Consider the following 7,494-nt stretch of genomic DNA (forward strand, 5'->3'; position numbering starts at 1 on the left):
GCCGGGCGCCAGAACCGCAGCAGCAGCACCACCGCGGCCGCGGCCAGCAGCGACGCGATGATGTCGGTCAGCGGTACCGAGATGTAGTTCGAGGCCACGAACTGCCCGGCGGCGAAGACCACCCCGGCGACCACGGCCGCCGGCCAGGTCTGCCGGACCCCACGGCGGCCGTCGATCACCGCGACCAGGACCAGGGGTACGACCACAGCCAGCAGCGGGGTCTGCCGGCCGACCATGGCCCCCAGGGTGTCGGCGTTGAGCCGGGGATCGTCCGCGGCGCCCGAGGTGACCGTGCCCAGGGTGACGATCGGCGTGGCCAGCGCGCCGAAGGCCACCGGTGCCGTGTTCGCGATGAGAGCCACCGAGGCCGCGCGCAGCGGCGGGAAGCCCAGGGCCATCAGCATGACCACGGTGACCGCCACCGGCGTACCGAATCCGGCCAGCGCCTCCAGCAGGGCACCGAAGCAGAAGGCGACGATGACCGCCTGGATCCGCATGTCCGGGCTGAGCCGGGCCATCGAGCGGCGCAGCACGTCGAAGTGTCCGCTGGCCACGGTGAGGTTGTAGACCCAGATCGCGTTCAGCACGATCCACAGGATCGGGAAGAAGCCGAAGGCGGCTCCCTCGGACGCGGACAGCAGCGCCTGCCCGACCGGCATCGCATAGACCGCGACGGCGACCACGAGAGCGACCGCGAGCGCGATGATCCCCGCGAGCCAGGCCCGCATCCGCAGGGCGCCGAGCAGAATGAACAAGGTGAGCAGCGGCAAGGCTGCGAACAGGGCCGAGAGCGCCAGGGAATTGCCGGCGGGGTCGGTCACGATCGTGAACTGGTCCGACATGGCAGCCATCCAGGCTCGTCAATGGTTGGCAGCACAATCTAACGCTTCTGGCGCGCCCGTGACATGGTGGACAACGGCGAGCGGGCCGCCGTCGCCCGCGCGCGGGGCATCGACGGCCCGGCCGGTCGCCTGGGGCGTGTCCTTTGTGCAACGTGCACCGAGTACATGACCTTGACGTGCCAAAATCGCCGATCCGGGCACGGGAGGGCCGAAATCTATGCTCACCGCCTGTTGCTTCCGCGTCACCCTCCGTACTCTGTTGGTCAAATAGCCATCGATCAACTTCAGTGGTGTGAGGTGTCGATGGTCACCCGACCGGCAGCATTGCGGGGAGCACAGCATGGTCATCAAAATTGTCGATCAGATCAACGACGACGAGCTCGCCGAAGCGGCCTGGCAGTTGTACTACGCCGCCTTCAATGAGCTGAACGCGATGGCGGTGCAGCGGCACCTGATGTACCGCCACGAATTCGACGAGGTCATGAACGACACGCGGGTCCAGAAGTACCTCTGCCTGACCGATGACGGGACCCTGTGCGGTCTGGCGACGTACACCAGAGACCTCGAGGCGGTGCCGTTGATCGCGCCGCAGTACTTCGAGCGTCATTGGCCCGAGCACTATGCGGGCAAGCGCATCTGGTACATCGGGTTCGTCGCGGTTCACCCCAAGTCCCAGGGCCGGCACATGTTCCGGCAGCTCGTCGAGCAGTTGTACGTCACCGCGGCCACCCAGAACGGGCTCGTCGGCATCGACATCTGCTCCTACAACGACGAGGTGCTGAACTTCTCGCACATCTTCCGGTCCATGGTGGAGCGGCTCACCGACAACATGCGCTTCCAGCGGATCGACCAGCAGTCCTACTGGCTCTACGATTTCAGCGCGGAAGCCGCGGCGGCCTGAGGGTCCCCCGACATCACGCCATAGGCATCTCCTTCGCACGGGCTGGGCTGGCTGACGCTCCGCCGCGGCGCTGCCGATACCCCGGAGCTGTCGACTTCGAGGTGCGCCGCAGGGAGCGTCCGCCGGCCCGCTACCACCGGCCGGCCGGGCGCCACGAAGTCACCGGTCCGTGGCTCCCGGCCGTCGTCGGTCATCTGAGCGATCTCCTTCCGTCGCCTGGTCTCCTTTCGGGTGCCTGGGTTCAGTAGTGGTATCCGCGGGCCCCCACCGGTTCATGTGACCCTTTGGTCGACGGTGGCCCTTCCGGTAACGCGATGGTGCGGCCGTCCACGCCCCGGCCGATGGCCGCGTACGCCTCGGGCCGCGCGGCCCGCATGACCAGCGCCCAGCCGACGCCGATCGCCGCGACCCCGCAGTAGAGCACCGGGACCAGCCACTGGAACGGCGAGTCGCCGGAGACCTGCAGGAGCTCGCCGAACCCGATGACGGTGATCCCGAGGACGGCGCTGAGCAGCAGGAAGGCGATCATCGGGGCGACCTGCGACCGCCAGACGTTCTCCTTGCCCCGGTTGCGCACGAAGAACGCGAGCACCGCGAACGACGCGCTCCACATCAGGAAGAGCACCCCGAGGCCGCCGATCGTGGTCAGCCAGGCGAACACATAGAACAGTGGTTCCAGACCGGCGAGGGCGTAGGCCGAGAGCACCCCGACCGCCAGCACGCTCTGGGTGATCGAGCCGAGCAACGGCGCACCGGTACGCGGGTGCGTCCGTCCCCACGCCGCGGGCAGCACACCCTCACGCCCGAGGGCGAACTGGTAGCGGGCCACGGCGGCGTGGAACGCGAGCAGCGCGGCGAAGACGCTGGTCATGAACAGGACGTAGCCGATGTTGACCAGGATTTCCGGCACGTGCGGCGCGACGAGCTCGAAGACCATGTCCGTACGGTTGGCCTGGGCCGCCGCCACCACCCCGCTGGGCCCGGTGGTCACCGACATCGCCCACGCCGACAGCCCGCAGAGCAGGCCGGCGAGGATGACGGCCAGGTGGGTGGCCCGGGCGATCGTCTTCTTCGGGTCCTTGGCCTCCTCGGAGAGCACGACGGTGGCCTCGAAGCCGACGAAGCCGGCGATGGCGAGCACCAGCATCGGCCCGACGTCCGCGGTGAACAACGGAGCCGGGTTCAGCGTGGCGAAGCTGACGCTGCCGCCCGCCGGGTTGGCGATCATCACCAGGTCGTAGATCAGCACGATGCTGATCTCGGCGATCAGCAGAACGGCCAGTACCTTGCCGCTGAGGTCGACCCAGAGCAGGCCCAGCACCGACACGACCACCCAGGCGGCCAGCGCGCAGGCGAACCAGCCGACCTTGAGCCCGAACGCCGCCAGGATGTCGGAAGCCGCCGAGCCGAACAGCCCGAACAATCCGATCTGCATGAGCGAGTATGCCGGCAGCGCCACGAAGGCCGCCCCGACCCCGGCCAGCCGCCCCAGCCCATGGCTGATGTACGCGTAGAAGGCGCCGGAGTTCACGATGTGCCGGCTCATCGCCACGAAGCCCACCGTGAAGATGGACAGGATGCCGGCGGTGACCAGGTAGACCACCGGCACCGCGGTGTTGCCGATGATCGCGTAGATGGCCGAGATCGCGCCGATGATGACGGTCAGCGGGGCCGCCCCGGCCACCCCGAAGAAGACCACCGACGGGACGCCGAGCCGGTTGCGCGCCAGTGCGCTGGAGATGATGTCCGGCTCGGCGGGGTCCTTACGCGCCATCAACAGCCTCCCGGCCCATTGATCGAAGTTGTCCTGGCGGCGGTGGTGCCGCCCGCGAGAGCTCACCGACGGCCGACGGCGAGAACCGACCCGACGCTGGCCTCGGTGTGCTCGATGAGCTGGCGCAGGTCCTCGGGAAGGGAAGCCACTGTGTTCGGCAGGACGGAGAACGCGGACCGGTGCGCCTCGAAGTCCCAGAGCACGTGACGGGTCAGACCGGTGGCGGCGATGAGGCCGGCCAGCACCCGGTCGGTGATGGACATGTCCAGGCCGCGGACCAGGATGTTGGCCAGCCGCATGGGAGCCCAGGCCGCGGCGTTGCGCTGCAGCTCGTTGTTGGGCATGTAGAAGGTCTGGGTGCTCAGCATCCGCCGCCGGGTCACCGACTCCACCGCGCCGGAGCGTTCGAGGCGCTCCCCGACCCGTACCGCCGCGTCCTGCGACAGGTAGGCGAGCCACGTCCGCACGTCGCGGTGCTGCGGCTGGGCGATGAGGAGGTCGAGGACGGCGTGGTCGAGCCCGTCGCGCGGAGGTTGGTTGCTCACGATCTCCAGATCGCCCGCGAAGATCCGGAGTTTGTTGTCGAGGATGAGTTCGCCCAGCAGCGCCGCGGCCAATCCGATGCCGGTGGCCCGTGGATGCAGCCGCGAACGGCCGGTCCGGTCCTCGTGAGCGATCAAATAGAACTGGTCAGCCAGCACGCCGCCACTCCCTAGAACATCGACCTGTGATTCGTCAGGGACAACTGCCTGTATAGACCGCACTAACTCCCTGTCCGGTGCATCATGTACCCGGCGCTAAGGTCAACACAAGAAGTACTAGACTCGGAATCACGTCGTGATGTTTTTGCCGGAGGATGGGTCCGGCGCCAGGCGTGGATGTCAAAGTAATCCCATTCCCGAGGACCGAGGGGGCGGCAGTGTCCACTGACGAGGGCCCGACACTGCGACGGCGCCGATTGGGCGCGGAATTGAAGCGCTGCCGCGAGGAAGCCGGCCTGACCCAGGAGACCGTCGGCCGCCATTTCGAGTGGCACGCGGCCAAGGTGACCAGGATCGAGACCGCGCGCGTGGCGGTGACCGCCCGCGACGTCAAGGACCTGCTGACCCTCTACGGCGTGCAGGACGAGAACTACCGCGAGGCGCTGATGGCGCTGGCCCGCATGTCGCGCGAGCGCACGTGGTGGACGGACTACCGCGACATCATGCGGCCGGGCAACTTCGTCGGCCTGGAGGCGGAGGCCTCGACCCTGCTGGCCTGGGAACCCATCGTTCTGCCGGGTCTACTGCAGACGGAGGCCTACATGCGCGCGCTGATGCGGACAGGCCGCGCGCAGGACCCGGCGCACCTGGTGGACCGGCGGGTCGCGCTGCGGCTCAAGCGGCAGGGCCGGCTGCGGGCTACGAATCCACTGGAACTCCTCGCCCTGGTCGACGAATCCGTGGTGCGACGGGTCATCGGCGGCCCGGATGTCATGGACGAGCAGTTGAAGCACCTGATAGAAACCGCGCAATTACCGACGGTGACGTTGAAGATTCTCCCGTTCGATGCCGGCGAACATCCCTTCCTGGGCGGCTCAGCAGCACTTTTGGCGTTCCGGGAGACCACTCATTTGGATGTAGTTTACCTAGAGGGTCTTGCGGGCGACTACTACGAAGAGCAACATTCAGAGGTCGCCCGCTACCGTGACGAGTTCGAGCGACTGAGCGCCAAAGCCCTCGATCCCCGCTTGTCCATCAAGATGATCGAGGGCCTGCTTCGCGGATAGGCCGGTACGACCGAATGCCTGCACGAACCCGTGCAGGGGAGAACTACAACCGCATATTGAAGGGAGGTGCTTGGCATGCCTGCGCACCATCTCGACGCTGCTGTGTGGAAGAAATCCAGTCGCAGCAACGGAAACGGTGGCAACAACTGTGTCGAGGTCGCATTCCTCGACACAGTTGTCGCCGTACGCGACAGCAAGAACCCTACGGGTCCAGCTCTCATCTTCAACCCGTCGGACTGGACCGAGTTTGTTCACTCGGCAAAGGACGGCGAGTTCGATAACAACAGATGAGAGGTTACCGATAGGTGCGTGACGATGGGAAGTAGTCAATCAACGTCAACTTCCCGAACGGCAAGATCCGTTTCAAGATAGTGAAACGTCTGCGCCGGCCGAATCGTTGCGCACGATCGGGACCTTGAGGTAACGCCGGATCGGGGCGCCCCCGACGGGGCGCCCCGAATCTGTGTAACGAGCTCTGACCTGCGCAGACTCCGCTGTGGACGGATCCGGCGGCGAGCGCGGTATTCACCCGGAGCACCCCCGAGGTGTACGCTCAGCAGCGGAGCTGTCACCCAGCGTGAAGGGGTTCCCCGTTGCGCACTTTTCCTGCAGGCCCCGCGGTAGCCGATCCGCCAGCCGGACTGCAAGGCCCTCCCTCCGTTTCCAGCGTGCCTGTCCTCGAGATGAAATCCGCGCGTATAGCCGCTGCCGTCGAAGAATTCAAGAACGCATTCCCGAACGTCCGTCCATTCTTCGCGACCAAATGCAATACCGACCCCGGGGTGCTGCGCGTGCTGCACACCGCGGGCGCCCGTTTCGAGGTCGCCTCGGTCGACGAGGTGGGCATTCTGCGGTCGCTCGGCGTCCGCGGCCAGGATCTGCTCTTCAGCAATCCGGTACGGGCCCGCGAACAGACCCGCGGGGCCGCCCGCGCCGGCGTCTACCGGTTCTCTGTGGACTCGCTCGACGAGCTGGAGCGGGTGGCCGAGGAAGCCCCGGGGAGCTGCGTCTACGCCCGGCTGTCCACCGGCGACCGGGCCAGCCTGGTGCCCAGCGAGGGCAAGTTCGGGGTGGACGTGCCCGGCGCGATCGAGCTGCTGGTCCGCGCGCGCACGCTCGGGCTGGTGCCGTACGGGATCACGTTCCACATCGGGTCGCAGTCGCTGACCCCGGCCGCGCTCACCGGGCCACTGGAGGACGTGCACACCGTCCTGGCCAGACTCGTCAGCCACGGCATCCGGCTGCAGATGGTCGACATCGGCGGCGGGTTCCCGGCTGTCTACGACGAGCCGGTGCCCGCACTCGCGGCGTTCGGCCGGGCCGCCGCGGCCGGCATCGCGCAGCTGCCGTACCCGGTGGAGGTCTTCGCCGAACCGGGCCGGTGCCTGGTCGCCGAGGCCGGGACCTTCCGCTGCCGGGTCATCGGGGTCGCCCGCCGGCCGTCGGGCTGGTGGGTGCACACCGACCTGGGCGTCTTCAACGGAATGATGGAGGTGCTCGAGTCCGGCGGGGAACTGCGCTACCCGATCTGGGACGCGCGCCGCTCGGCGGCCCGGCGAAACTGGCACATCACCGGCCCGACCTGCGACGGCCAGGACACGTACGCCCGGGACGTACCCCTGTCGGCGGACCTGCGGGAGGGTGACGAGCTGTTCATCGGTTCCGCCGGCGCCTACACGACTGTGTACGCGTCCCGTTTCAACGGCTTCGCCAAGCCGCACGTGGTGCTGACCTGAGCTCGTTCAGCCGCAGCGGCTCAGGTGGGCGCGGATGTCCGCGGGCACCTCGGCGCAGGCGCCGGCGACCGCGTGCCAGGTCTCGGTGAGCTGCGAGTAGCGGAAGACCACGTCGGCACCGTCGGGCCGGGTGCGGGCCAGGGCGTAGCTGTCGTAGCAGTCGACGTCGTCCAGCCCGCCGGTGGTGGCGAGGTGCTCATAGCGGTCGCTGGCGCGCAGGGCGTCCAGCAGGAGCGGCGCGGCCACCGGGCAGCCGTCGTCGACGGGGCGGCCCTTCACCTGCCCGGGAACCGGCTTCCCGACCGGCACACCGGTTGGCTCGACGGTCGGCGGAGGCAGCGGCATGCCCTCGGCCTCGCGGGCCGACAGGGGCGACTCGCCGACGCCCGGGGACGGCAGAACGCCCTCGGCGCCCGGGGACGGCAGAACGCCCTCGGCGCCCGGCGGGCCGGAGCTCGCGCGGCCGGCCAGGG

General features: G+C 68.1%; 8 protein-coding genes. 4 read left to right on the top strand and 4 right to left on the bottom strand.

Annotated features, from left to right (window positions below):
- Positions 1 to 851: L-lactate permease (locus AB0C29_RS24435; protein ID WP_360824215.1), on the bottom strand; the 851-nt coding region annotated here is incomplete at its 3' end.
- A gap of 331 nt (positions 852 to 1,182) precedes the next feature.
- Here AB0C29_RS24435 and AB0C29_RS24440 point away from each other — a divergent pair.
- Entirely contained in the window at positions 1,183 to 1,743 is a 561-nt protein-coding gene (locus AB0C29_RS24440) for a GNAT family N-acetyltransferase (protein WP_360543235.1), read from the top strand.
- Positions 1,744 to 1,984: 241 nt separating this feature from the next.
- Here the strand turns inward: AB0C29_RS24440 and AB0C29_RS24445 are convergent, their stop codons facing one another.
- Positions 1,985 to 3,517, bottom strand: coding sequence for an APC family permease (locus tag AB0C29_RS24445; protein ID WP_360824218.1), 1,533 nt, complete (start codon positions 3,515 to 3,517; stop codon positions 1,985 to 1,987).
- Between the two features lie 62 nt (positions 3,518 to 3,579).
- Positions 3,580 to 4,218, bottom strand: a complete 639-nt coding sequence (locus AB0C29_RS24450; protein WP_360824221.1) for a GPP34 family phosphoprotein — start codon at positions 4,216 to 4,218, stop codon at positions 3,580 to 3,582.
- Between the two features lie 218 nt (positions 4,219 to 4,436).
- Between AB0C29_RS24450 and AB0C29_RS24455 the strand changes: the two genes are divergently transcribed.
- The 3 genes from AB0C29_RS24455 to AB0C29_RS24465 all read left to right on the top strand — a co-directional run bounded on the left by AB0C29_RS24455 (position 4,437) and on the right by AB0C29_RS24465 (position 7,021).
- Positions 4,437 to 5,285 carry a helix-turn-helix transcriptional regulator gene (locus AB0C29_RS24455; protein ID WP_360824224.1) on the top strand — a complete coding sequence of 283 codons (849 nt, stop codon included), beginning with the start codon at positions 4,437 to 4,439 and terminating at the stop codon, positions 5,283 to 5,285.
- Between the two features lie 75 nt (positions 5,286 to 5,360).
- Complete coding sequence (locus AB0C29_RS24460) at positions 5,361 to 5,576, top strand: DUF397 domain-containing protein (protein ID WP_360543243.1); 216 nt, start codon at positions 5,361 to 5,363, stop codon at positions 5,574 to 5,576.
- A 392-nt stretch (positions 5,577 to 5,968) separates the two neighbouring features.
- A complete protein-coding gene (locus AB0C29_RS24465; RefSeq protein WP_360824230.1) occupies positions 5,969 to 7,021 on the top strand; it encodes a type III PLP-dependent enzyme in 1,053 nt (350 codons plus the stop codon).
- Between the two features lie 6 nt (positions 7,022 to 7,027).
- Here AB0C29_RS24465 and AB0C29_RS24470 read toward each other — a convergent pair.
- Positions 7,028 to 7,494, bottom strand: a 467-nt coding sequence (locus AB0C29_RS24470; protein ID WP_360824227.1) for a hypothetical protein, incomplete at its 5' end; no start/stop codon positions are given.

It is taken from the genome of Actinoplanes sp. NPDC048791, from assembly GCF_040650095.1.
Taxonomy (GTDB): Bacteria; Actinomycetota; Actinomycetes; order Mycobacteriales; family Micromonosporaceae; genus Actinoplanes.